Source organism: Actinomadura barringtoniae (genome assembly GCF_017573505.1).
In the GTDB taxonomy this organism is placed as follows: Bacteria; Actinomycetota; Actinomycetes; order Streptosporangiales; family Streptosporangiaceae; genus Spirillospora; species Spirillospora barringtoniae.
On sequence record NZ_JAGEOJ010000046.1, the window covers coordinates 1 to 22,516 of the forward strand.

A 22,516-nucleotide genomic window follows, 5' to 3' on the forward strand; every position below is an offset into this window, starting at 1 on the left:
GGGGGGGGGGGGGGGGGGGTGGGGGGGGGGGGGGGGGGGGGGGGGGGGGGGGGGGGGGTGGGGTGGGGGGGGGGGGGGGGGGGGGGGGGGGGGGGGGGGGGGGGGGGGGGGGGTGTGGGGTTGGTGTTGGGGTGTTGGGGGGCCCTCTCGGGCGGTTAGTTGGGCGGGGGTGGTTCTTAGGCGGATGTCGGTGGGTGGGATGCCGGCTCGGATGACCTCTCGGAGGAGGGCGGCGAGGGTGTAGGCGGGGTCGGCGTCGTCGGCTCGGTCTAGGGCGACGTTGGCCAGGGCGCCGTCGCCTGAGGTGTAGGCGGCCAGGGCCAGGAGGCAGGCGGGTGGGGCGGCGTAGGGCTCCTCTATGCGGCAGAGGATGTCGCGCCAGAACTCGATGTCGCGGTGGGGGTTGTCCTGGTCCAGGCGGATCCAGGCCTCGTCGCGGACTCGGAGGCTGGTGAGGTAGACGCCCAGCCAGGCGATGTCCTCGTTGGTGGGGTGTCGGGTGCGGAGGTCGGCCAGGAGGGACAGGCCTGCGGTCAGGAGGCGGGATTGGAGTTGGGCGGGGGTCAGGGAACGCCAGGAGAGGAATTGCTCCTCGGCTCGGTCGGTGGCCTGGCGCATGGCTTGGCGGGCGGAACCGTTGATGGGGGCGACTGAGAGGGCCAGGTGGGAACGGTCTGGGAGGGCTACCTGGCCGGCGAGGGTGGCTTGGGCGGCCACGACCGTGGTGGTGATGTCGTACGGCCTGCCTTCGGGTGGGCAGCAGGTCGGGTCGTCGCAGGTCAGGGTCCACCAGCGGTTGTTCTCTACGCGCAGGGTCTCTGTGACTGCGAGGCCCGCGGAGGTCAGGGCTTGGCTGGTCGCCTTGAGGGTGGGGAGTGCGTCCTCTGTTGAGGCGTAGCCGAGGATCAGGGCTCTTCGGAAGTTGTTCTGGGTGAGCATGGCGGCTACCCGGTCGGCCACATCTGCGGGGTCGGACTGGGGTAAGTCGAGACGCATCGCGCATGTGTCGTGTGGGCCCTCGTAGCCGATGACGACCATGCTTTCGGTCGGGTGGAAGCCGAGGAGGTAGGGGACGGCGGCTATGGCGTCTTGGGGGGAACGGATGGCCAGCGGTGTTTTCCTCATGTTCTGAGGCTGGCGCAATCAATTCCGGGTCAACAGTAGAACGCGTTCCTGTGGATAACCGATGATCGTCGGCATGGGTGATGTGCGGCTGCGGCCGGCGCGGGAAGAGGATCTTGAGGTGCTTGAGGCGCTGACTCAGGATCCGGAGGTGGCTGGAGAGTTCTCCTGGTTCGGGTGGTACGGGATGCTCCGGTTCCGGGAGAAGTGGGCCGAGGATCGGCTGCTGGGGCCGGACGGGGGTGTGCTCATGGCCGAAGAGGAGTCCGTGCTGGGGTTCGTCAACTGGCGGCGGCGGGACCTTACGCCGGCGGTCTACTGCTGGGTGATGGGGATCGCGCTGCTGCCGGAGGCACGGGGGCGGGGGTTTGGAACCACCGTGCACGTTCTTCTCGCGCGGTACCTGTTCGCGCATACGACGGTGCATCGGATCGTGGCCGATACCGAGGTGGAGAACGTCGCGGAGCAGCGGGCGTTGGAGAAGGCCGGGTTCACGCGGGAGGGTGTCATGCGCGGGTGCGGGTGGCGCGATGGCAGTTACCGCGATGGGGTGACGTACAGCTTGCTGCGCACCGACCTACTCGCTGGCGGCGGCGGGGACCTCGTCGCGGGTGCGGACGTTGCCCAGGCGCGCGTGCAGGATCATCTCTAGTTCCAGGCTGCGCCGGGGGTCGAAGAGGTCGTCGCCGAAGAGCTGCTCTAGGCGGCGCAGGCGGTAGCGCACGGTTTGCGGGTGAACGTGCATCTGGTTGCCCGCTTCGGTGGCGTTGAACTTGTTCTCCAGGAGGGAGAGCAGGGTCTCCGAGAGGCGTTCCGCTTGCACGGGTGAGAGTGCGCGGAGGGGGGCCAGGCGTGCTGCGGCGGCGTGCTCGATGAGCTCTTCGGCGCGGAAGATGGCGAGGGTGGGCACGTGGTCCATGCAGCGGACGACTTCCGTGCCGGCGATGACGCCTCGGCCTACGAGTTCCAGGGCTTCCTGTGCCCAGCGCAGGGACTTGACCGTCTGGGTGGGCTGAACGGTGGGGCCGACCACGACGACCCAGTTGCGCAGCAGGGGTTCGAGTATGCGCAGGCGGCCGGGGCCCTCGGGGTCTGGCAGAACGAGGACCGGTGGGTCTGCCAGGACGTCCGGGGGCAGCGCGGGCGGGTGGTGAGCCGTCATGCGGCGGGGCTTCAGGGTCACCGCGGCGACCGTGCGCGGCAGGCGCCATTCGGCGGAACGGGCGGCGTCCGCGATGACGTCCTCGGGAACGGGCGGCTCGGCCAGGAGGAGGGCGAGCAGGCGGGTGCGGCGGCGGTGGAGCGCCTCGGTGGTTCCGGCCGACTCGGTCTCGTACCCCTGGGTGACGAGGGCGGCGACGGCGTCCATGTAGCTGAACTGCGCGTCGGCGATCATTCCTAGGGTGGACCGTTCTATGTCCAGCGAGTCCGCGATCGCGGTGATGGAGTGCCAGGCCGAACGGGCGGTGCGGCACATCAGCATGTGCATCTCGTCGAGGTCCTGGCCGTCGCGGGCCATCTCCCTGCCGAGCTCGACGTAGGTGGGGGCGATGCGCTCCCAGGCGGCGTGGGGGTCCTCGACCAGCGCGTAGAAGTGCTCCAGGCACCGTACGATGCGTTCCTGAACCTTGCGGGTCGCCGGGTCGACGGCGACGGGAACCGCCTCCGGGACCGGGTCGGCCGCCAGGCCCGAGTGGGGGCGCATGCGGCGCGCCAGGTCCCGGGGAATGGCTTCGAACGGACGGACGTCCAACTGCGCTTTCGTCATCGCCGAGACTCCCTGCAGACGAACGGACCACTTGTGACACCCCGAGTCCCACAAGGATGGCGCATGGGTGGTCGTGATGATTGTCACGTTCGTGCGAGCTTTCCGTGAACCTTGTGACCCGTGTTGACAAAACCGCACGTCTGCCTAGGTCAGCGTGCGGATGGAAGTTGAACGGGCGCTACTGGCGACATCCCGCTGTCACATGGGGAAACACCCCAGTCAACCCGGGTGGTGGTTCACAGGGAGTTGCGGGACACCGCGTCCCAGATGATCGAATTGGACCTGAGGAGCAGGTCAGGGCGGGTCCGGTGAACGATTCCAAACGAAACCGAAACCGGGCCCGCCCTGCCGCGGATGATGCGTGAAGCTCTCCGGCGATGTGCGGAGTTGTGGGGTGGTGCGCAAGGCCGTCAGGTGGTGCGCAAGGCCGTCAGGTGGTGCGCAAGGTCCTCAGGTGGTACGCAAGGTCCTCAGGTGATGCGGGGGTGCGTGGAGAAGAACGCCCAGAGCATCTTGCTGCCGTCGACGCCGGCGGTTCCCTTGAGCTGCGGCCACTCGTGCCCGCCGCCGATGATGGTGCAGAGTTCGACCTCGTCGCCATAGTGCCCGCGGCCGGTGCTCATGCAGCCCGTGGCGCCCTTGAAGAGAATGTTCAGGGTCAGCGCGGGCAGGTCCAGCAGGCGCCGCCAGATGTCGGCGACGGTGTTGACCGGCAGGAACGGCACCTTGACGTCATAGTCCATGTTGCCGCCGCCGAAATACGGCACGGAGAAGTCCGCGGTGCCATGGAAGGCCAATATGGACAGGTCCGTCTGTTTGCCGCAGGGTGTCGCCAGAGCGCCCGAGACGACGCCCAGTGCGGCCACCTTGCCGGGCCGGTCGCAGGCGTATTTGTACGCCAATCCCCCGCCATTGGAGAAGCCGGTGAGATAAATGCGCTTGGGGTCGGCCACGCCCTCGTTGACCAGCGTCGAGATGAGCTTGTCGATGAATGACACGTCATCGATGTCGGCGACGCGGGCGAACGAACAGCAGCCGCCGCCGTTCCACGTTCCCATGAAGCCGTCGGGGTAGGCGACCAGGAATCCGTTGGCGTCGGAGACCTGGTCCAGGCCGCTCTGGTTCTCGATGTACTTGCCGTCGTTCAGGCCACCGTGCAGGGCGATGACCAGGGGCGCCCGGGCGCCGGCCTTCCGTTTGGCCGGCACGTGCAGCAGGTACGAGCGGTTCCACGGGTCCTTCACCAGCCAGTTGAACTGGGGCATCGTGAGCGTGCGCGCGTGCGTGCCGGGGGTGAGCGCGGAGGTGGCCGACTGTGCGGCGTTCGCGGGGGTGGCCGTCGCTGAGGTGGCCTGTTGTGCGGCGTTCGCGGGGGTGGGGGCCGCCTGTGCGGCCGTCGCGGGCGGGGGGTGGGCGCTCGCGGCCAGCACCATGGCCGTCACCGCGAGCGCCGCCCGCACGATGGTTCTCATGCGGACGATCTTCACTCGAACGTTACGCTCGCGCTATATCGCCGCCGCCGAATTCGTCGGCGGATTGTGTGCCGAAACGCACGACGATCACGGCTTGGAAGCGGTTCCCGACAGCGTGTCGATGGCGGCGATCCGCCAATGCCCGGCCCTTCGTACGGCGTCCACGGCGAGCATCGCACCGGCATAGGAACTCTTGCCGTCCGAGCCTCGCGTGCTGCGCTGGTCCGCGAAAAGCAGGAGCCGGGCACGGTCGCCTTGGAGCATTTTCACCGCGCCTTCGGTGACCGTCGTGGTGAGCACCAGTTTCTGTCCGGGGCCTTGCTTGCGCACCTCGGCGAACATGCCGTCGTACTGCTGAACGGCCTTGCCGGTGAGCCGCGTTCGCGCCGCGGCGTCGGTCTTGGAGGTGTCGGCGTAGTTGTAGGAGAAGACGGTGTTCACTACGTCGGTGACCTCGCCCTTCACCTGGCTCGTACGAGCGTTGTCGGTCAGCGCGACATTGCGCGCGACAGGGGTGTCGCGCAGTTCGTTCGCCTGCTGGTGGGACCACACGGCCAAGCCGCCCAGCAGGACCGTCGCCGTCGCCAGTACGGCGGGCAGCCGAATCTCCATGTTCATACCTACGAGTTCCTACGAGTTCCTAGGCGTTCCTACGAGTTCCTAGGCGTTGCCTACGGGAGCGGGAGCTACTGCGCTGAGCTTCCAGCCGGCGCGCGTTCTGGTGAGTTCCCCGATGAGGCGGTTCCGCTTGACGACGGAATCGCCCTTGGGCGGTGTCACGGTGACCTCGACGGCCACGATGACGCGCGCTTTGCCGGAACGGTCGTCGAGCTCTGTGACGGCGCCTTCCAGGACCTTGGCGGTGCTCACGGTCTGCGCCTCGCGCATCTTCTGCTCGAAGCCCGCACGGCCCTGTGTGATGTCGCGTTGAAGGTCGCCTGTTGAGGAGTCCACCCAGGTCTGCAGGCTTTTGTCGAGGGAGCGGTAGTCGAGGGTGTTGAGGTTCTGGATGGCCTGTTCGCCGCTCTGAAGCGCCTCGTCCCGTGCGGCCGAGTAGGCGAGGGAGTCATCGTGCTTCGCCCCGTACCACGACCATCCGAACCAGGCCGCCGCCATGGCAGCGACGAGAGTGACCACGATCGCCGTGACGCGTACGGGATCCAGGCGTTCCACCGCGCTGACGCTCACGCGCGCACGAGCCTTGTCCGCCGCACCCTTTGCCGCGGAAGGCGCGGAAGGCGCGGAAGGCTTTGTGTCCGGCTCTGAGGTCTCCGCAGAGGCGTCTTGAGTGTCCTCTGCTTCCTCTGTGCCGGTGTCCTCGGCCGCAGCCTCTACGTCCTCGGCCGCGTCCTCTACATCCTCGGCCGCGTCCTCTACGTCCTCGGCCGCGTCCTCGGCCGCCTCGTCTACGTCCTTGGCGGGCTCTGCGTCCTCTACTTCGACTGCCTCTGCGTCCTCAACGTCGGTGGCCTGCTTGGCCATCGGTGTCACCCCCTTCAGCGGGCTTTGATCTCGGTGATGCGCCACAGGCCGTCCTTCAGGTCGGCCGTCACCGACAGCTGGGCCGCGGCCGGGGTGCCGGACGGCTTGCCGGCGCGGGTGGCGACCTGGTCGAGGAAGACGAGCAGCTGCGCGTGGCCGCCGGTCAGGCTGATCAGCCCGGCCCGTACGACGTGGGTCTTCAGGGTGAGCCGCTGCGCCACCGCCTGCTGCTTCACCTGGCCGAACAGGCGCTGGTAGTCGGTGGCGGCATGCCCGGTGAGGGACTCCGAAGCGGCGCGCTCGGCGGTCGCGGTGTCCTCGGGCCCGTACGTGAAGATGCGGGTCAGCGCGTTGCTGACGTCGCCGATGGCCTTGGTTGTGGCGTCGGTGTCGGTGAGGGCGCGGTTGTCGGCGGCGGGCGAGTCCTCGCTCACGGGACCGCGCGCGAAGAAGAGCCCGGCGCCCACGAGCGCGAGCACCACGGCGAGGCCGAGGACCTTGAACGGGAACCCGCGACGACGCGGCACCGGTTCGATCTCCTCCGCCTCGAGGTCTTCCAGGAGCTGTGCGTTGCGCATCATCGTCCTCTCCTCCGTCCTCTCGTCCGCTCAGCCCAGGCTGACCGGGATCGCGGTGAGCGACTTCAGGCGCCAGCCCTGCGGCGTCCGGGACAGCCCTGCCTCGAAGCGCTGGCGCTGGACGGTGGTCTGGCCTCCCTGGGGCGTGAGCCGGATCTGCACGGTCGCGATCAGCTGCGAGGTGCCCGAACGCGAGTCCAGCGACAGGACGGCGGCGTCGTCGACCGTGGCGACGGCGGTCCGACGGGCCTGAACGATCTTCTGACGGCTGGCGGGGGCCTCGCGCTGGAGTTGGTCGTGCAGCGGCCCGGTCGCGACGTTCGCCCACTGGCGCAGGCCCGCGTCGGCGCGCGTCCAGTCCATGGTGTTGAGGACGGCGACCTGCTGCTTGCCGGTGCGCAGGACGAGGTCGCGGTCCTTGGCGAACGCGGCGTCGTCCGATCCCTGCCAGGCCTGCCAGAGCGACCACGACGACCAGGCGACGAAGGCCGCCGAGGCGAGCAGTGCCACCCAGGCGAACCAGCGGAGCCAGCGCGACCCGGCCCCCTGAGGCCGCCTGGACACGGAACGAGGTGAAGCGACTGCCGCGCTCACTGCCCTGCTCCCGTCAGCTGTCCTGCTCCGGTCAGCTGCCCAGCTCCCGTCAGCTGTCCTGCTCCGGTCAGGCCGAGCAGGTCGCTCATGGTGGACGCGCTCTCCCCGCTCGCCCCGTTTGCCCCGCTTGCCCCGCCCGTTCCGGACGCGAACGCGGACGACAGGGCGGGCAGCCCCAGCGCACCCGGCAGAACGGCACCGGCCGGGCTGTTCAGCAAAGAGCCCGGCCGGGCAGGGCTCGGGACCCCGCCGCTAGGGGCATTGCCCGCGCCGCGCACGTTCACCCCGCTCGACGCGGGCATGGCGCATCGGGCGGCGGTATTCAGCGGCTTGCCGGGCGAGGTGTCCAGTCCGTTGCGGTAGGTCGTGCCGCCGTACCCCTTGGTGCAGGGCAGCGGCTGGAAGAACGTGGTGACCATCGAGAAGTTCAGCTGCCCCTTGTCGTTGATCATGCTGGAGCCCGCCGAGACCGCCTTCGGGACGTTCACCAGCAGCTCCTGCAGCCCGTTCACGCGGGTGAGCAGGAGGTCGGAGGTGGTCAGCAGGTTGGCGAGGACCACGCTGAGGTTCGGGTCGAGGTCGCGGACGAGCCCGGCGAACTGCTCCGAGGCGCCCGGCGCGGCCGCGATCAGGCGGCGGAAGTCGGTGTCGGAGTCCCGCAGTTGCTTGGCCAGCAGCCGCGCGTTGTGGCCGAACGACTTGAGCGCGCCCGCCTCCTCGTTCTGCGTCCGCATGACCACCTCGCCGTCCACGATGAGCTTGGTGGTCGGCTCGGCGTGCTGGTCGGCCTCCTTGGTGAACGCGGCGCCGTTGTCCAGAAGGGTCTGGAGGTTCTGGCCCTGGCCGTTGAACGCGATGCCGAGCTCGTCGACCATCGTCCGCAGGTCGTCGAGCGGCACGGACCCGGCCAGGTCGCTGACCGACTTCAGCACGTCGGTCACCGGCGCGGGCGTGCCGGTCGAGTTCTTGTCGATCCGGGAGCCGGCCGCCAGGTAGGGGCCGCTCGCGGTGTCGGGCCGCAGGTCGATGTACTGCTCGCCGACCGCGGAACGGTTGGCGACCAGCGCCGCGCTGCGCTGCGGGATCTTCGGCGCCGACTTCTTGATGTGCAGCTCGGCGACCACGCCGTCGTTGGTGAGGCGCACGGGCCCGACCCGCCCGACCGAGACGCCCCGATAGGTGACGTCGGAGTACTCCAGAAGCCCGCCCGCCTGCGGCAGCTCGACGTTGACGACGTAGTAGTCGCGGTAGCCCACATAAGTCCCGAGGGCGGCGTACTTGAGCCCGACGAACGTCAGCGTGCAGACGGCGAGGACGAGGAAGGCCCAGACCTTGAACCTCGTGACCATAGTGATCATCAGTTCTGCCCTCCCTGCGCACCGGCGCCGCCATCGCTGGCCGGGAGCGGCAACGGCGGCCCGTCCCCGGCCGCGTTCGCCTGCGTCTTCGACGCAGAGGGCGACGGCGAAGGAGACGGCGACCCGGATCCGCCCTCGGGGATCGACGGGATGATCTGACCCGTCCCGCGAGCGGCGGTGATCTCCAGGTAGACGTTCAGGTAGTCGCCCTTGATGGCCGGCATCACGGCGTCGGTGAACGGATAGGTCAGCAGCACCTGGAGCGACTGCGGCAGGTCCTTGCCGGAGTCCCCCAGCTTGCGCAGGGTCGGCTCCAGCGTCTGCAGGTCGGCCACCATGTCGTCCTTGCTCTTGTTGATGGTGGTCACCGCGACGCCCGACAGCCGGTCCAGCGCCTCCAGCATGCCGACGAGCGCGCCGCGCTGCCGTTCGAGCACCTTCAGCCCGGGTTCCAGGTCGTCCAGAACGGTGTTGATCTGCCCTCGCCGCCCGTTCAGGGTGGCCGACAGCCGGTTCAGGCCGTCGAGCGCGTCGGTGATGCCCTGCCGGTTGCCGTCCAGCGTCGAGGTCAGCTTGGAGACCTGCTCGAGCAGCGAGCGGACCTGTGGCTCGTTGCCGTTCAGGGCGTGGTTGAACTCCTTGGTGATGGTCTGGATCTGGTTCAGCCCGCCGCCGTTCAGCAGCAGTGACAGCGCGCCGAAGACCTCTTCGATCTCGGGGTTGCGGTTGGTCCGCGTCACCGGGATGACGCTGCCGCCTGTGAGCCGCCCGGTCGCCGGGGTGCCTGTGGGCGCGGTCAGCGCGATGTACTTCTCGCCGAGCAGGTTGGACTGCCGCAGCTGCGCGTACGCGTTGGCGGGCAGCTTGACGTCGCCGTTGATGAGCAGCGTCGCCTCGGCCGTCCAGCCGCCGCGCGGCAGGGAGACCTTCTCGACCCTGCCGACCGCGACGTCGTTCACCTTCACGGCGGCCTGCGGGACCAGATTGAGCACGCTGCCGAACTGCACGGTGACCTTGTACGGGTGGTCCCCCACGTCGGCGCCGCCGGGCAGCGGGATGTCCTGCACTCCCCGGATGCCGCCGAACGAGCACCCGGCCAGCGTCACCGCCGCGACCGTCCCGACGACGGCCGCACGCAACACACGAGGCGAGGTGGCCGGAGATTTCACGCGCGCCATCAGTTGCCACCTCCATCGGTCGATGGGAGGGGCAACGGCGGCCCACCCTGGGATGTAGCCCCCGCGGCGCTGCCGGAGCCGGTCAGCTCGTTGAGGTTCTGCCGCCCCATCAGGCTGCCGTTCTTGGCGTCGTAGGCGTTCAGTACGTTGCTCACGTTCAGCGGCTGCACGTCGAGCGCCTCGGCCAGCGAACGGCGCTGGTCGACGAGGACCTGCGTGATGGACGCCAGCTTGTCGACGTTGGCCTTGATGAGCGCCCGGTTGTCCTGGATGAAGACCTTCACCTTGCCGAGCGCGTCCGCGAGCTGCTTCAGCGCCGCCGCCAGGTTCTCGCGGTCGTCGGCCAGGAATCCGGTCACGTCGGCGAGCTGCTGCTCGGCCTGCCGGACCTGGGAGTCGTTGCCCCGCAGCATCGTCGTGAACTTCTGCAGGTTGGTGACGGTGTCGAAGAGGTCCTTCTGCGAGCCCGTCAGCGTCTTGGACGCCTTGCCGAGCTCCTGCAGCGTCTGCCCGAACGCCTGCCCGTTGCCGCCGAAGTTGGCGGCGCCGGTACGGATCGCGTTCGAGATGGCGCCGTTCTGGTTGAGGCCGTTCGGCCCCAGGTCAGAGGCCAGCTTCTTCACCGTCGCGTAGAGAGTGTCGATCTCGACCGGCGTGCCGGTGCGATCGCCCGGGATGACCGTCCCGCCCGCGAGCTTGGCGCCGCCGGTGTACGCCGGGGTCAGCTGGATGTACCGGTCGGCGACCACGCTCGGCGCGATCACCAGCGCGCCCGCCTGGGCGGGAACGTCGACGCCCTGGTCCACCCGCATCGTCACCTTGACCCGGGACGGCTCGGGATGGACGTCGGTGATCGTGCCGACCTTGACGCCGAGCACCCGCACGTCCGACCCGGCGTACACACCGACCGCCTGGGTGAAGTACGCGCTGACCTTGTAGCCCGGCGGGCCGTTCAGCACCACCAGGGCGGTCGCGCCGACCACGACGGCGACGACGCCGGCGGTCACGAGCATCAGAGCGCGCCGCACCGCCCGCGCCCGCCCGCTCCGCAGCCGCGAGGGCGAGGCCGAGGGACGGGGCGAGGGAGGAGGCGAGGGATTCTTGGTCACCGACATCAGCGGCCTCCCTTGGGCGGCATGCATCCGGTCTTCGGGGGCGTGCCGGGAGGCAGGTAGTTCTTCGGGACGACGCCGCACACGTAGCCGTCCATCCACCGCCCGTTCCCGAGCGAGTTGCCGACCAGGCGGGTGTACGGACCGGCGATGGACAGCGCCCGGTCGAGGTCGGCCTTGTTGCGTTCGAGCAGCGTGGTGACCTTCTCCAGGGAACGCAGCGCCGGGGCGAGCTGCCGCTGGTTGTCGTCGACCAGGCCCGTCAGCTGGGTGGACAGCTGCTGCGTGCCGACCAGCAGGCCGTGCACCGCCTCGCGCCGCCGCCGCAGCTCGCCGAGCAGCAGGTTGCCGTCCTTGAGGAGCGTCTCGATCTGCGAGCTCTGGTCGGCCATCGTGCCGGAGAACTTGTTGGCCCCGGCCAGCAGCCGCTTCAGCTCGGTGTCGCGGGACGAGATCACCTTGGCGAGGCCGGTCACGCCGTCCAGCGCCTTGCGCACCGCGGGCGGCGTGCCGGAGAACGTGGCCGACAGCGTCTGCAGGCTCTGCCCGAGCCGCGCCGAGTCCAGGTTCACCAGCGACGTGCTGAGGTCGTTGAACGCCTCGGTCACGTCGTAGGGCGACATCGTCCGGGTGGCCGGGATCGGCGTCTTCGGGCTCTGCGGGCCGGTGCCGAGCGGGTCGACGGCCACGTACTTGTCGCCGAGCACGGTCTTGATGGCGATCGCGGCCGTGCTGGCGTTGCCGACCCAGGTGTCCTTCACCCGGAACTCCACCTTGACCTTGCCGTGGTCGAGCCGGACGCCGGTGACCTTGCCGACCTTGACGCCCGCGACGCGCACCTCGTTGCCCGACCGCAGCCCGGCGGCCTCGCTGAACTCCGCCGAGTAGGTCGTGCCGCCGCCGATGACCGGCAGGTCCGCGGCGCGGAACGACGCGGCGGCCGCGACGATCAGAACGGTCATGCCCACGAAGAAGACCGTGATCGGATTGCGTTCGCGCACCGGCTTGAACAGCGGCCCGCGCGCCGCGCGCTTGCTCTTGCGGCTCTTCGGCCCGCGCTCGGGCAGGCTCGCAGGCCCGCTCCCAGGTAGGCGCGCAGGCCCGCGCTTGGGGCCGGTGGGCCCGTTTCCGGCGTGGCTCATGACTTGCACCTCGCCGCGGTGACGGGGATCCCGGTCGGCGGCGACGGCTTCGCGTCCGGGTACTGCTTGTAGGTGACGCCGTGCAAGTCCGCCTCACACAGGTAGAGGTTCATCCACGAGCCGTACGAGCCGAGCCGGCCGATGGCCTGCATCTTGACCGGGAGCGTGTTGAGGAACTTCTCGACGGTGGACGACTCGTCGGCCAGGTTCTGCGACAGCCGGCCGAGCCGGTCGACGTCCTTCTTCAGCGGCGCGCGGCCGTCCTGGAGGAGACCAGCGGTGCTCTGGGTCAGGTCGTCCAGGGCGCCGATCGCCTCGCCGATCGGCCCGCGGTCCTCGGCGAGGCCGGAGACCAGGCGCCGCAGCGTGGTGACGAGGCCGACGACCTTGTCGCTGCGGCCGTTCAGGTCCTCGATGACGCTGTTGAGGTTGCCGACGACCTGGCCGATCACCTGGTCCTTGCTCGCGAGCGTGCTGGTGAGCGAGCCGACCGTGCTGAGCAGGGTCTCCATCGTGGAGCCCTCGCCCTGGAAGACCTGGATGATCGAGTCGGCGAGCTTGTTGACGTCGCCGGGCGACAGCGCCTGCATCAGCGGCCGGAAACCGTTGAACAGCTCGGTCAGGTCGAGCGCGGGCTTGGTCCGTTCGACCGGGATGGTGGAGCCCGGCCGCAGCTCACCCGCGCCCGCACCACCGCCCCCGCCCGCTCCCCCGCCCGCTCCCGCGCCCGGCACGCCGGCGCCGCGGTCGAGCTCGACGTAGCGCTGCCCGACCAGGTTGACGTACTTGATCGTCGCGGTGACGGTGGCCGGCAGCGTCCGGTCCTTCTCGATGGAGAACGTGACCTTGGCGAGCCGCCGGTCGGTCACGCCGACCTTGTCGACGCGGCCGATCTGCACGCCCGCGATGCGCACGCTGTCGCCCGAGTGCAGCCCGGACGCGTCGGTGAAGCGCGCCGAGTAGGAGTGCGTCGCGCCCACGTTCACCTGCGCGATGCTGACCGCCAGGATCGTGGTGGCGAGTCCGGTGAACGCCACGAAGAGCAGCGACTTGATCAGCGGCCCGGCCAGTTTCCTGTGCCTCATCGGATCGTCACCTCCTGTCCGCGGTAGATCGGGCCGGCCAGCACGCTGCTCCAGTCGGGCAGCGCGCCGGGGACCTCGCCGAGTCCGGGCGCGAGCAGCGCGTTGACGAGCCGGTTCTCCTCGGGAGAGTTCGGCAGGCCGAGCCCGCCGCGGCTGATCTTGACGTCGGTCGCCGCGCTCGTTCCGCCGCCGCCGTACGGGACGGGGTAGCAGTCCGGCCCGCCCTTGTCGTTGTAGACCGGCCTGTCCTTGCCGGGCCGGTACGCGCCGTGCGAGTCCGTCGTCTTGACGTCCACGTGCAGGCCCGGCTGCTTCTTGCCGCTGTCAGGGTCGGTGGTGAGGACCCGGTCCATCCGCGGGATGAAGTCGTTCAGCATCCGCAGCGTGCAGGGCAGCTCCGGCGAGTACTTCGCCAGGACGGCGAGGCTCGGCCTGCTGTGCGACGACAACCGGATGATGTTGCCGGAGTTCTCGTTCAGGAAGTCGGTGAGGTCGCGCGACGACGCGGTCACCGAGGAGTAGACCGTGCTGAGGCCCGCCTGCTGGTCGACCAGCGTGCGGCTGGTGTACGTCGCGTCGTTCAGCGCCTGCAGGATCTCCGGCGTCGCCTCGTCGTAGTTGCGGGTCAGACTGACCAGCTGGGTGATGTCGCGGTTCAGCTCGGGGAGCTTGGGGTTCATCTTCTTCAGGTACGCGTCCAGCTGCACCATCGTCTGGCCGAGCTGCGTGCCTCGCCCGTCCATCGCCTGCGCGATCGCGCCGAGCGTGGTGGCCAGCTTGGACGGCTGTACGGCGGTGAGCAGCGGCATCAGGTTGTCGAGCACCTGCTGCAGCTCGATCGAGTTGGACGAACGGTCCTGGCTGATGACGCTGCCGGCCGTGAGGCGCGCCGGGGACGGCTGCGCGGGCGGGATGAGCGCCACGTACCGCTGCCCGAAGAGCGTGGTGGGGAGCATCTGCGCGGTCACGTTCGCCGGCAGCATCGCCACCTTGTCGGGCTGGATCGCCAGCTTCAGCGTGGCGCCCGAACCGGTGGCGCTGATCTGCCGGACCTCGCCGACCGTCACGCCGCGCAGCTTCACGTCGGCGTACCTGTGCAGCGCGTTGCCGGTGCCGGCGGTCTGCAGCGTGACCATGGAGACCTTGGTGAACTTCTTGTCGTACACCGCGACGCACAGGCCCACCATCAGGATCGGCACCATGAGGAAGACCACGCCCGCCAGGCGGCGCGCCACGGTCTCCTCGGCCGCGGATCTTCTCCTTCTCCGCTTGGTCATCCGGCCACCTTCACCGTCGTCGTGGTCCCCCAGATCGCCAGGCTCATGAAGAAGTCGGTGATGCCGATGAGCAGGATCGACGTGCGGACGGCCTTGCCGACCGCCTGCCCCACCCCGGCCGGGCCGCCGCGCGCGCGGAAGCCGTAGTAGCAGTGCGAGATGATCACCATCACGCTGAACAGGAAGACCTTGAGGAACGACAGCAGCACGTCGATGGGCGACAGGAACAGCCCGAAGTAGTGGTCGTAGGTGCCGGCCGACTGCCCGTTGAACACCGTCGTGACGAGCCGTGCCGAGAAGTAGGAGGCGACCAGGCCCACCCCGTACAGCGGGATGATCGCGACGACGCCCGCCACGATCCGCGTGGTCACCAGGTACGGGAGGCTCGGGATGCCCATGACCTCCAGGGCGTCGACCTCCTCGTTGATCCGCATGGCGCCGAGCTGCGCGGTGAAGCCCGCGCCGACCGTCGCCGACAGCGCCAGGCCCGAGACCATCGGCGCGATCTCGCGGGTGTTGGCGTACGCCGAGGCGAACCCGGTGAACGCCGCCGAGCCGATCTGCTGGAGCGCCGAGTAGCCCTGCATGCCGACGACCACGCCGGTCGCGAGCGTCATCGCGATCATCACGCCGAGCGTGCCGCCGACGACGCCGAGGCCGCCGCTGCCGAACGCGACCTCCGCGAGCAGCCGCTGGACCTCTTTCAGGTAGCGGCGGATGGCGCGCGGCGTCCAGAGCAGCGCCTTGACATAGAAGATGAGCTGGTCACCGGGCTGGTCCAGGAACCTGAACCAGCGGCTCGGATGGCGCAACGCCCGCCGGCCGGGAAGCGGCAGACCCATCGTCATCCTCCCTTCGGGGGAACGACCTGCAGGTAGATCCCGGTGAGGATCATGTTCACGACGAAGAGCACCAGGAACGCGAAGACCACGGACTGGTTCACCGCGTCGCCGACGCCCTTCGGTCCCTTGCCGGGGTTCAGGCCGAGGTAGGAGGCCACGACCCCGGCGATGAAGCCGAAGATCACGGCCTTGAGCTCGCCCACGTACAGGTCGGGGAGCTGGGCCAGGGCGGAGAAGCTGCTGAGGTAGGCGCCGGGCGTGCCGTCCTGCATGAAGACGTTGAACACATAGCCCGCGCCGACGCCGACGACCGAGACCAGGCCGTTCAGCAGGAACGCGACCGCCATGCACGCGACCACGCGCGGCACGACCAGCCGCTCGATGGGCGAGACGCCGAGCACCATCATCGCGTCGATCTCTTCACGGATGGTCCGGGAGCCCATGTCGGCGCACATCGCCGACCCGGCCACGCCCGACACCAGCAGCGCCACCACGATCGGGCTGGCCTGCTGGATGATCACCAGCACGCTCGCCGCGCCGGTGAACGACTCGGCGCCGAGCTGCTGGATCAGCGACCCGACCTGCAGCGAGGTCACCGCGCCGAACGGAACCGCCACCAGCGACGCCGGCAGGATCGTCACGCTCGCGATGAACCAGAACTGTTCGACGAACTCGCCGAACTGGAACTTGTGCGGCCGCCGGATCAGGTAGCCCAGCACGGTGATGCCGAGCTGGAACACCTGCCCGATCGTCCGGATCGCTCCGAGACCGGGAACCGAGAATCCCGGGGCGCTCACGCCGCGCGTCCATTCTTCTCAAGACAACTCAATGGAACCCCAGACTCGTGATGTTCCAGGGATGTTACTCAGCGGTCATTTCCCGAAACAAGGGATGACGCAGTAATTGATAAAGCGCGCAGACGAATTATCGACGGACGCTAAACCGTGTGGTCGAGGGTGCTACATCCCCAGCTCAGAGCGGGTCTTGTGAGTCGACCAACAAATCAGAAAACTTCCTTGTGAGCCGCCGAGCAACGATATTGATCGATCATCTCACCGGTGTCACGATTCAAGGCCATTAACCTCTACCGTGGAGATGAAATTGAACGCGACGAGAAAGTTGATTTCCAGGGCCACCGCCGCGGTGGCCGCCGCATTGCTCACCGGTGGCCTGACGGGTCTCGCGGCGGCCCCGGCCTCCGCGGAGCCCAAGGACACCACGCTCAACCACACGTGCACCTTCCCGCTGATCGGCGGGCAGCCCGTCCCGGCGACCTTCCACACCGACCTTCCGTCACAGATCCTGCTTCACCAGCAGGCGCACGCCTCCCTCGGCGTCTCGGTGACGCTGCCGGGGACGGTGGCCACGGCCCTCCGCCTCCAGCACGCCACCTCGGTCAACGTGAGCGTCTCCGCCGACATGGCGGTCAGGTCCCCCGAAGGCGAGGTCCCTCTCTCGGAGGACGGCGGTGGAGTCAAGCCATTGGACAGCGACGGCGAACCGCTGACCGTTTCCTTCTCACCGCAGGTCCTGCTTCCGGCCTTCACCAAGACGGGTGACGGCTCGATCGTCGTCACGGGCCTGCACCTGTCCCTCGATGCGAAGAAGGCCGACGGGTCTTCTGTCTGGCCGGGCGGCAAGGACGTGGCGTGCACCCGGCCCCTGGGCGCCGACTCGACGATCGCCAGGTTCACGATCATCGGAGACGTCCCCCCGCTGACCCCGCGCCACTTCGCCCTCAAGGGGTCGTCCTCGATCAAGGCGGCCAACGGCACGCTTCCGCTGGACGGCACGCTCGACGCCCTGGTCTCCCCCGTCTCCCCCGGTGAGGTCCAGGCGGACCTGGCCCTGAAGCCGGCCACGGCCGAGCTCAGCCTCCTCGGTTTCCTGCCCGCCAAGGCCGACGTCGTCCTCTCCCCTGTGGGCAAGACCACCGGCACCCTGGCCGGAGGTGTCCTCACCTCCACGTCCAAGGTCCTCATCAAGCTGCCGTCGGTCAGCGTCTTCGGCATCCAGGTCGGAGGCGGGGACTCCTGCCAGACCTCGCAACCCGCCGAGATCACGCTCAAGTCCACTCAGCCGGGCTTCGACCCCGCCAAGGGCGGGCCGATCGCCGGCACCTACGCCCTGTCGGCTCTTGAGAACTGCGGCGACCACACCTCGTTCATCAACTACTTCGTCGCCGGCGACGGCAACACCATCGACGCGAACCTCTCCGCCTGACCTTGCCTGTCAGCGGATGACAAGACCGAACGCCAGCATGCGCACAATCTCAGGAGACCGGAGGCCTGAGGACTCTTAAGGCTGAGCCGGGTGACCATCACTACGCGCACGCCGTTGACCGAGGCCATCGATGATCACCCGGCTCGGGCCTGTATCGAGTACCTGCTGATCGCGAGCGGCCTGGGGGCGATGTTCTTCATCCCGCATCCGACATGGGGCGACGGGACCATCCGCTATGAACAGCTGAACGCGCTGATGGCCTACGGGAAGCTGACCGACACCCAATACTCGTTCGTCGGCCCGATCCTCTCCGCGCCGCTCTGGCTGATCGGCAGGGCCCTCGGCCACGAGGAGTGGTGGACGCTCCACTACAACGCCGTCCTGTTGATGGCCGGGATCGCATTCTGCCATTTCGCATTGCGAGGCAAGGTACCGCCACGGTTGTCGCGGACCTTCCTCCTGTTGCTGGTGTTCGGCTCGATGTTCGCCGCGCATCAGGTGCGTTACTACGGTGAGGTCTTCACCGCCGTCCTGGTGCTGGTCGGGTCGGTCTCGATCGTCGTCTCCAGGGCGCGGGCCGGTGCGGCGGCGGGCTGGGCGGCGATCGCGGTCGGGGTGGCCAACACCCCCGGAACGGTGTTCGCGATGGTGCTGCTCACCGGGCGGCGGATCTGGTCCGGCCGTCGGCTGCGCGTCGGGCTCGCGCTGGTCCTGGTGACCGCCCTGGTGCTGGGCGAGAACTGGATCCGGCGCGGGAACCCGTTCGACCTCGGGTACGACGACGCCACCAATCGCAGCCCGCGAACGCTCATGCCCTACTCGGGGCGACCCGGTTTCAGCTATCCGATCTTCTTCGGGCTGCTCTCGCTGACCCTGTCGTTCGGCAAGGGGCTGCTGTTCTTCGCCCCGGGGATGTTCCTGCCGGTCAGGCAGCGGCTCAGGGACCTGCCCGATGCCTGCGGGCGGCTCTATGCCATGTGGATGACGTTCACGGTCGGGCTGCTGCTGACCTACGCCATGTACTGGTCGTGGCATGGCGCGTGGTTCTACGGCCCGCGGTATCTGCTGTTCGCCTCGGTGCCGGCGGCCTTCGCGCTCGCCGTACGGCTCTACCGGCCGGGGCCGGCAACATTGGCCGACCTCATCACGCTCGCGGCGCTGGCGATGTCGCTGTGGGCGTGCCTGATCGGTGTCGCCATCGGTGATGTGGACGTTCAACAGCAGTGCTACCTGGGCAACACCACCTACAACTTCGCGGAGCCGATCTGCTCGTACACACCGGAGTTCAGCGCGCTCTGGTATCACGTCATCAAGCCGCCGCCGCTCGCCACCTGGCAGGTGGTCTACCTCTGGTACGGGGGCGCGGTGGCCTCCTATCTGATGTGGCCGCCGGTGGCCCGGCTGGTCCGGGCCGCCCTCCCCCACCTCGCCGGGGCCTTCTCCCGCGCGAAGACCGTCCGCTGGTAGGCATGGTGAAGGCCCTCGCCGCTGGATGCGACGAGGGCCTGGGAACTGATCTCCGGCCGCTAGGCCTTCTTCGGCTGGCAGGTCGGGACCTTGTCGAACGCGGTAGCCAGCGCCGGGTTCGCTCGGAGGTCCTGCTGCGGTCCCTGGTATGTGCCGTACTGGGTGAAGGCCTGCTTGACCGGCCCAAGGGCCTGCTCGAGCGACTTGGTGTCGGTCACCTTGGCCATCTGGAGGCGCAGCCTGGCGGTGCTCACCGTGGAGCTGGTCATGCTGAGCTTGCTCATCGTGGCGTTGAACGTCGCCTCGCCGCCCGTCACCGGCGGCGCGCCGAGCCCCTTCAGGTTCATCGACAGGGTCCTCAGCCGCACCGATACGTCGTTGAGGAGCTTGACGATGGACGCCTTGGACTTGGCGGCGTTCGCCAGTTCGAGCTTCGGCACCGGAAGCGACGGGGTCTGGTTGATGACACCGCAGGCCTTGGCGGCCCAGGCGACCTGCTTCTCGGACGCGCCGCCGCTACCGCCGCTGCCGCCGTCGTCCGAGCTCGACCCGCATCCGGCCACCGAGAAGGTGGCCGTCGAGGCCAGCGCGACCCCGACGATTATGCGCCGTACCACCATGGTTCTCTCCTTTGTGACTGACTGTGACTAGCCGCTGCAGTTGGAGGTGGCGGGCTTGCCCGCGAACCGGTCCGCGAGGAAGGCCATGACGTCCGGGGCGGCACGGTTGATCATCGTGATGTGGCTGAGCTTGTCCCAGGTCTTCCAGGTCACCTGGACGCCGAGCTTGCAGTAGGCGTCGTTCAGCTCCTTGTCCTGCTGGAACGCGACGATCTCGTCAGAGGTCGAGTGGTAGTGGAACAGCGGGACCTTGATGGGATCGGAGCCCGGCGTGTTCTCCGCCACCCGGTTCAGCCACGCCTCGTTGGTGTACGGGCTGGGGCTGGCGTAGTCGGCGACCGTCTTCCCCTGGTAGCCCAGGAGGAGCTCCAACGTGCACGCGTTGTTCTTGAAGTCGGCGAACATGGTCCGGCCGGTGTCGTTCAGGTAGGAGTCGAGCTTCAGCTCCGGATAGGCGTTGTCCATCCCGAGCAGGGAGAAGAGCAGGAAGCCGAACGGCTTCTCCCCCTCCAGCGCGGCGCCCACGGCGGCGAGGTCGGACGGCACGCCGCCGCTGGCGATCCCGACCAGGCTCAGCTCCGGTGCGTACTGCGGCTGCTGCTGACCGGCCCATACCGTGGCCGCTCCGCCCTGGGAGTAGCCCCGGAACGCGACCTTGGCGTCCTTGGACAGACCGGTCTCGGTGAGACGCTGCGCGGCACGGACCGAGTCGATGACGTTGTAGCCCATCGACTTGACCACGTAGGTGGTCTTCGGATCCTTGTGGTAGCCCTCGTAGTCGGTCACGGCGACCGCGTAGCCCTTGGTGAGCATCTCGTTGAGTGCGGACTGCTCGTAGAAGGCGCCCTGGTCGATGAACTTCGACGGCGCGCAGCGGAACGCGGGGCCGCTGGTGCCGGGCCCGAAGCCGACGATCGGCGCCTTGGCCCGGTCGACGTTCTTGGGGACCAGGATGATCCCGGTGACCGCGACCGGCTTGTCGAGCGCGTTCGTGGACAGGTACATGACCTGCCAGGCGTCGGCGAGCCCGCGGGCGGTCGGCGGACCGGCCTTGGCCGGGCGGGCCCGGATGACGTCGCCCGGCTTTCCGGCCGGCAGCGGCGACGGCGGCGTGTAGAAGTCGTCCCCGGGCGGGCCGGGGTCGGCGGAGGGCGCGGCGGCGCGGGCGTTGACCGCCGAGACGGCCACCGTTCCCATCGTGACCAGGAGTGCCATCGCCAGCAGGAGCGGGGCGATGAGTCGCTTACGGGAGCTTACGAGTTCAGGCAGCATCATCAGGACCTCGGGGTCAGCGTCAGATTGATGGTGTTGCCCTTGCCGGCGGTGAAGAGGCTGAGGATGCCGGTGAGCGGACCACAGTTATTGATGGACGACAGCTCGTAGTCGCCGCTGATGTCGCCGCCCTTGGCCGGGTCGAAGAACTCGCCCGCCTTGGACTTCAGCGTGATGTCGGACGGCTTGTCGGTCTGGCACTGGTCGCCGCCGCCGATCGGGACGGCGCCGAACGCCTTGAACGAGGTCAGCTTCGTGAGCACCTTGGAGGTGGTGGTCAGCTGGCCGCTCGTGTAGGTGCCGCCCGTACGGCCCTGAGGGACGAGCGCGATGTCGGCGGTCACCGGCAGGAAGCCCAGGATCTGGAAGTTGCCCTTGGTCGGGTCCAGCTTCAGGTCCGCGTCGACGGCGCCCGAGTTCAGGTCCAGGTCCGCGCCGACCGAGCCGGTCAGCGGCGCCTTCCCGTTCGGCGCCTTCACGAACGTCTCGCCCTTCAGCCCGAAGTCGAAGTGCTGCTTGGTGGGCGTGGGGGTCGGAGGCGTGGGGGTCGGCGTGGGCGGAGTCGGCGTCGGGGTGGGAGGCGTCGGGGTCGGCGTGGGCGGAGTCGGGGTCGGCGTCGGAGGGGTGGGCGTCGGGGTCGGCGGAGTGGGCGTCGGGGTCGGCGTCGGGCCGGTGATGTCGAACGTGGCGAGCACGTTGTTCTGTCCCGGGTCCTGGCTGCATTCGGACTCGAAGGTGCCGAGCCCCGACTCGCCGCCGTCGTCCAGCTTCGGCGTCAGGGTCAGCACCAGGTCCCCGACGGTGACCTTGCCCGGACCGGGCTTGGTGAAGACGAGGTCGGGAGACGTGCCGAGCCCGTGGATGGTGAACTCCCCGGAGTCGGGGAGGGTGGTCTTGTCGAGGAGGGAGTCCACATCGACGGGGAGGCCCTCGGGCTCCTCCGGAACGCTGAGGGACGCGGTGGCCAGGGCGTGGCCTTCCAGCGTCTTGGTCAGAACCGCCTTGAGGCCCCGGGTCGAGTCCGCGGACACCGTCGAGGTGGAGTCCACCTTGAAGCCCGCCATGGTCTGGCCGACCGCGACCGTTTTCGGGACGTCCGTGCTGATCTCCACCGCGATCGGCTGCGAGCCGATCAGCGGGAACGTGCAGTGGTAGTTGAGCTTGATCTTGACCGGATCCGCCGACGCCGGGCCCGCGCCGACGATGCCGGCGACGCTGGAGGCGGCTACCGCACCGCCGACGGCCACGGCCAGAACGCCCTTGGCCGTGCCTGCCTTCTTCTTGGATTTCACGTGCTGCCTCTCAGGCTTCCCGGGCTTCCCGGGCGGTCACTGCCGGGCCTTCTAGGACAAGGCCCCCGCCGCACCCCGATGGGGCACGGCGGGGGCCGCCGTTCATCGACGGCTACGCGTCAGCGTGGGAGATCAGGCACCCGGCTTCGGGGTGAGATCCATGCTGATCGTGTTGCCCTTACCGGCGGTGAAGATGCTGAGGATGCCGGTGAGCGGGCCGCAGTTGTCGATCGACGACAGCTCGTAGTCGCCGCTGATGTTGCCGCCCTCGTCCGGGTTGAAGAACTTGCCCGCCTCGGACTTGAGGACGATGTCCGAGACCTTGGTGGTCTGGCACTTGTCGCCGCCACCGATCGGGATGGCGCCGAACACGTTGAACGTGGACAGCTTGGTGGTGATGTGCGACGTGGTCGTCAGCTGGCCGTCCTTGTAGAGGCCGGTCGTCGGAGCCGCGTTCACCAGCTGGATGTCCGCGGTCACCGGGAGGAAGCCGAGGATCTGGAAGTTGCCCTTGGTCTTCGCCAGCTGCAGGTCCACCGCGACGTCGCCGGAGTCGAGGTTCAGGTCCGCGCCCACGGTGCCGGAGAGCGGAGCCTTCCCGTTCGGCGACTTCACGAAGGTCTCACCCTTCA

21 protein-coding genes and 1 pseudogene are annotated in these 22,516 nt (G+C 68.7%); 3 read left to right on the forward strand and 19 right to left on the reverse strand.

Going from position 1 to position 22,516, the window contains the following annotated elements; all coding sequences use genetic code 11:
• The coding region (locus J4573_RS53000; protein ID WP_279575916.1) for a DUF4192 domain-containing protein at positions 1 to 1,125 on the reverse strand (1,125 nt) is incomplete at its 3' end.
• A gap of 61 nt (positions 1,126 to 1,186) precedes the next feature.
• On the opposite strand from J4573_RS53000, the gene J4573_RS53005 reads away from it, so the two are divergent.
• Positions 1,187 to 1,774 (forward strand): GNAT family N-acetyltransferase, encoded by a 588-nt coding sequence (locus J4573_RS53005; protein WP_208264119.1) that lies wholly within the window; start codon positions 1,187 to 1,189, stop codon positions 1,772 to 1,774.
• Here J4573_RS53005 and J4573_RS55865 read toward each other — a convergent pair.
• From J4573_RS55865 to J4573_RS53075, 14 genes are all read right to left on the reverse strand, one after another.
• Positions 1,700 to 2,890: a helix-turn-helix domain-containing protein gene (locus tag J4573_RS55865; protein WP_208264120.1), complete on the reverse strand. Its 1,191-nt coding sequence runs from the start codon at positions 2,888 to 2,890 to the stop codon at positions 1,700 to 1,702. The two genes, J4573_RS53005 and J4573_RS55865, sit on opposite strands and share 75 nt — an antisense overlap.
• Before the next feature lie 470 nt (positions 2,891 to 3,360).
• Positions 3,361 to 4,362, reverse strand: coding sequence for a CE1 family esterase (locus J4573_RS53015; protein ID WP_208264121.1), 1,002 nt, complete (start codon positions 4,360 to 4,362; stop codon positions 3,361 to 3,363).
• An 87-nt stretch (positions 4,363 to 4,449) separates the two neighbouring features.
• Positions 4,450 to 4,980 (reverse strand): hypothetical protein, encoded by a 531-nt coding sequence (locus J4573_RS53020; protein WP_208264122.1) that lies wholly within the window; start codon positions 4,978 to 4,980, stop codon positions 4,450 to 4,452.
• 42 nt (positions 4,981 to 5,022) lie between these two features.
• Positions 5,023 to 5,844, reverse strand: a complete 822-nt coding sequence (locus J4573_RS55065) for an Rv1363c family protein (protein ID WP_243775038.1) — start codon at positions 5,842 to 5,844, stop codon at positions 5,023 to 5,025.
• A gap of 14 nt (positions 5,845 to 5,858) precedes the next feature.
• On the reverse strand, positions 5,859 to 6,425 hold the full coding sequence (locus J4573_RS53030) for a hypothetical protein (RefSeq protein WP_243775039.1): 567 nt from the start codon (positions 6,423 to 6,425) through the stop codon (positions 5,859 to 5,861).
• A 27-nt stretch (positions 6,426 to 6,452) separates the two neighbouring features.
• On the reverse strand, positions 6,453 to 6,986 hold the full coding sequence (locus J4573_RS53035) for a hypothetical protein (RefSeq protein WP_208264123.1): 534 nt from the start codon (positions 6,984 to 6,986) through the stop codon (positions 6,453 to 6,455).
• A gap of 26 nt (positions 6,987 to 7,012) precedes the next feature.
• Positions 7,013 to 8,374, reverse strand: a complete 1,362-nt coding sequence (locus tag J4573_RS53040) for an MlaD family protein (RefSeq protein ID WP_208264124.1) — start codon at positions 8,372 to 8,374, stop codon at positions 7,013 to 7,015.
• Entirely contained in the window at positions 8,374 to 9,552 is a 1,179-nt protein-coding gene (locus J4573_RS53045; protein ID WP_208264125.1) for an MCE family protein, read from the reverse strand. Before J4573_RS53045 ends, J4573_RS53040 begins: the two co-directional genes overlap by 1 nt.
• Complete coding sequence (locus J4573_RS53050) at positions 9,552 to 10,667, reverse strand: MCE family protein (RefSeq protein WP_243775040.1); 1,116 nt, start codon at positions 10,665 to 10,667, stop codon at positions 9,552 to 9,554. The genes J4573_RS53045 and J4573_RS53050 overlap by 1 nt, the downstream gene beginning before the upstream one ends.
• Positions 10,667 to 11,806, reverse strand: a complete 1,140-nt coding sequence (locus J4573_RS53055; RefSeq protein ID WP_208264126.1) for an MCE family protein — start codon at positions 11,804 to 11,806, stop codon at positions 10,667 to 10,669. Before J4573_RS53055 ends, J4573_RS53050 begins: the two co-directional genes overlap by 1 nt.
• A complete protein-coding gene (locus J4573_RS53060) occupies positions 11,803 to 12,891 on the reverse strand; it encodes an MCE family protein (RefSeq protein WP_208264127.1) in 1,089 nt (362 codons plus the stop codon). The genes J4573_RS53055 and J4573_RS53060 overlap by 4 nt, the downstream gene beginning before the upstream one ends.
• Entirely contained in the window at positions 12,888 to 14,168 is a 1,281-nt protein-coding gene (locus J4573_RS53065) for an MCE family protein (RefSeq protein WP_208264128.1), read from the reverse strand. The genes J4573_RS53060 and J4573_RS53065 overlap by 4 nt, the downstream gene beginning before the upstream one ends.
• The gene (locus tag J4573_RS53070; RefSeq protein ID WP_208264129.1) at positions 14,165 to 15,010 is read right to left on the reverse strand and encodes an MlaE family ABC transporter permease; all 846 of its coding nucleotides are present in this window, start codon (positions 15,008 to 15,010) and stop codon (positions 14,165 to 14,167) included. Before J4573_RS53070 ends, J4573_RS53065 begins: the two co-directional genes overlap by 4 nt.
• A gap of 2 nt (positions 15,011 to 15,012) precedes the next feature.
• Positions 15,013 to 15,807, reverse strand: coding sequence for an MlaE family ABC transporter permease (locus J4573_RS53075; protein WP_208264130.1), 795 nt, complete (start codon positions 15,805 to 15,807; stop codon positions 15,013 to 15,015).
• Positions 15,808 to 16,111: 304 nt separating this feature from the next.
• Here J4573_RS53075 and J4573_RS53080 point away from each other — a divergent pair, with 304 nt between their 5' ends.
• Positions 16,112 to 17,233, forward strand: coding sequence for a DUF6801 domain-containing protein (locus J4573_RS53080; protein ID WP_208264131.1), 1,122 nt, complete (start codon positions 16,112 to 16,114; stop codon positions 17,231 to 17,233).
• A 90-nt stretch (positions 17,234 to 17,323) separates the two neighbouring features.
• Positions 17,324 to 18,700 carry a hypothetical protein gene (locus J4573_RS53085; RefSeq protein WP_208264132.1) on the forward strand — a complete coding sequence of 459 codons (1,377 nt, stop codon included), beginning with the start codon at positions 17,324 to 17,326 and terminating at the stop codon, positions 18,698 to 18,700.
• A gap of 59 nt (positions 18,701 to 18,759) precedes the next feature.
• Here J4573_RS53085 and J4573_RS53090 read toward each other — a convergent pair whose 3' ends face one another.
• The 4 genes and pseudogenes from J4573_RS53090 to J4573_RS53105 form a co-directional block, all read right to left on the reverse strand.
• Positions 18,760 to 19,320, reverse strand: a complete 561-nt coding sequence (locus J4573_RS53090; protein ID WP_208264133.1) for a hypothetical protein — start codon at positions 19,318 to 19,320, stop codon at positions 18,760 to 18,762.
• A 27-nt stretch (positions 19,321 to 19,347) separates the two neighbouring features.
• Complete coding sequence (locus tag J4573_RS53095) at positions 19,348 to 20,535, reverse strand: lipase family protein (protein WP_243775041.1); 1,188 nt, start codon at positions 20,533 to 20,535, stop codon at positions 19,348 to 19,350.
• 59 nt (positions 20,536 to 20,594) lie between these two features.
• Positions 20,595 to 21,884: a DUF6801 domain-containing protein gene (locus J4573_RS53100; RefSeq protein ID WP_307797569.1), complete on the reverse strand. Its 1,290-nt coding sequence runs from the start codon at positions 21,882 to 21,884 to the stop codon at positions 20,595 to 20,597.
• Between the two features lie 132 nt (positions 21,885 to 22,016).
• Positions 22,017 to 22,516 (reverse strand): annotated as a pseudogene (locus J4573_RS53105) (fibronectin type III domain-containing protein); the annotation flags it as partial.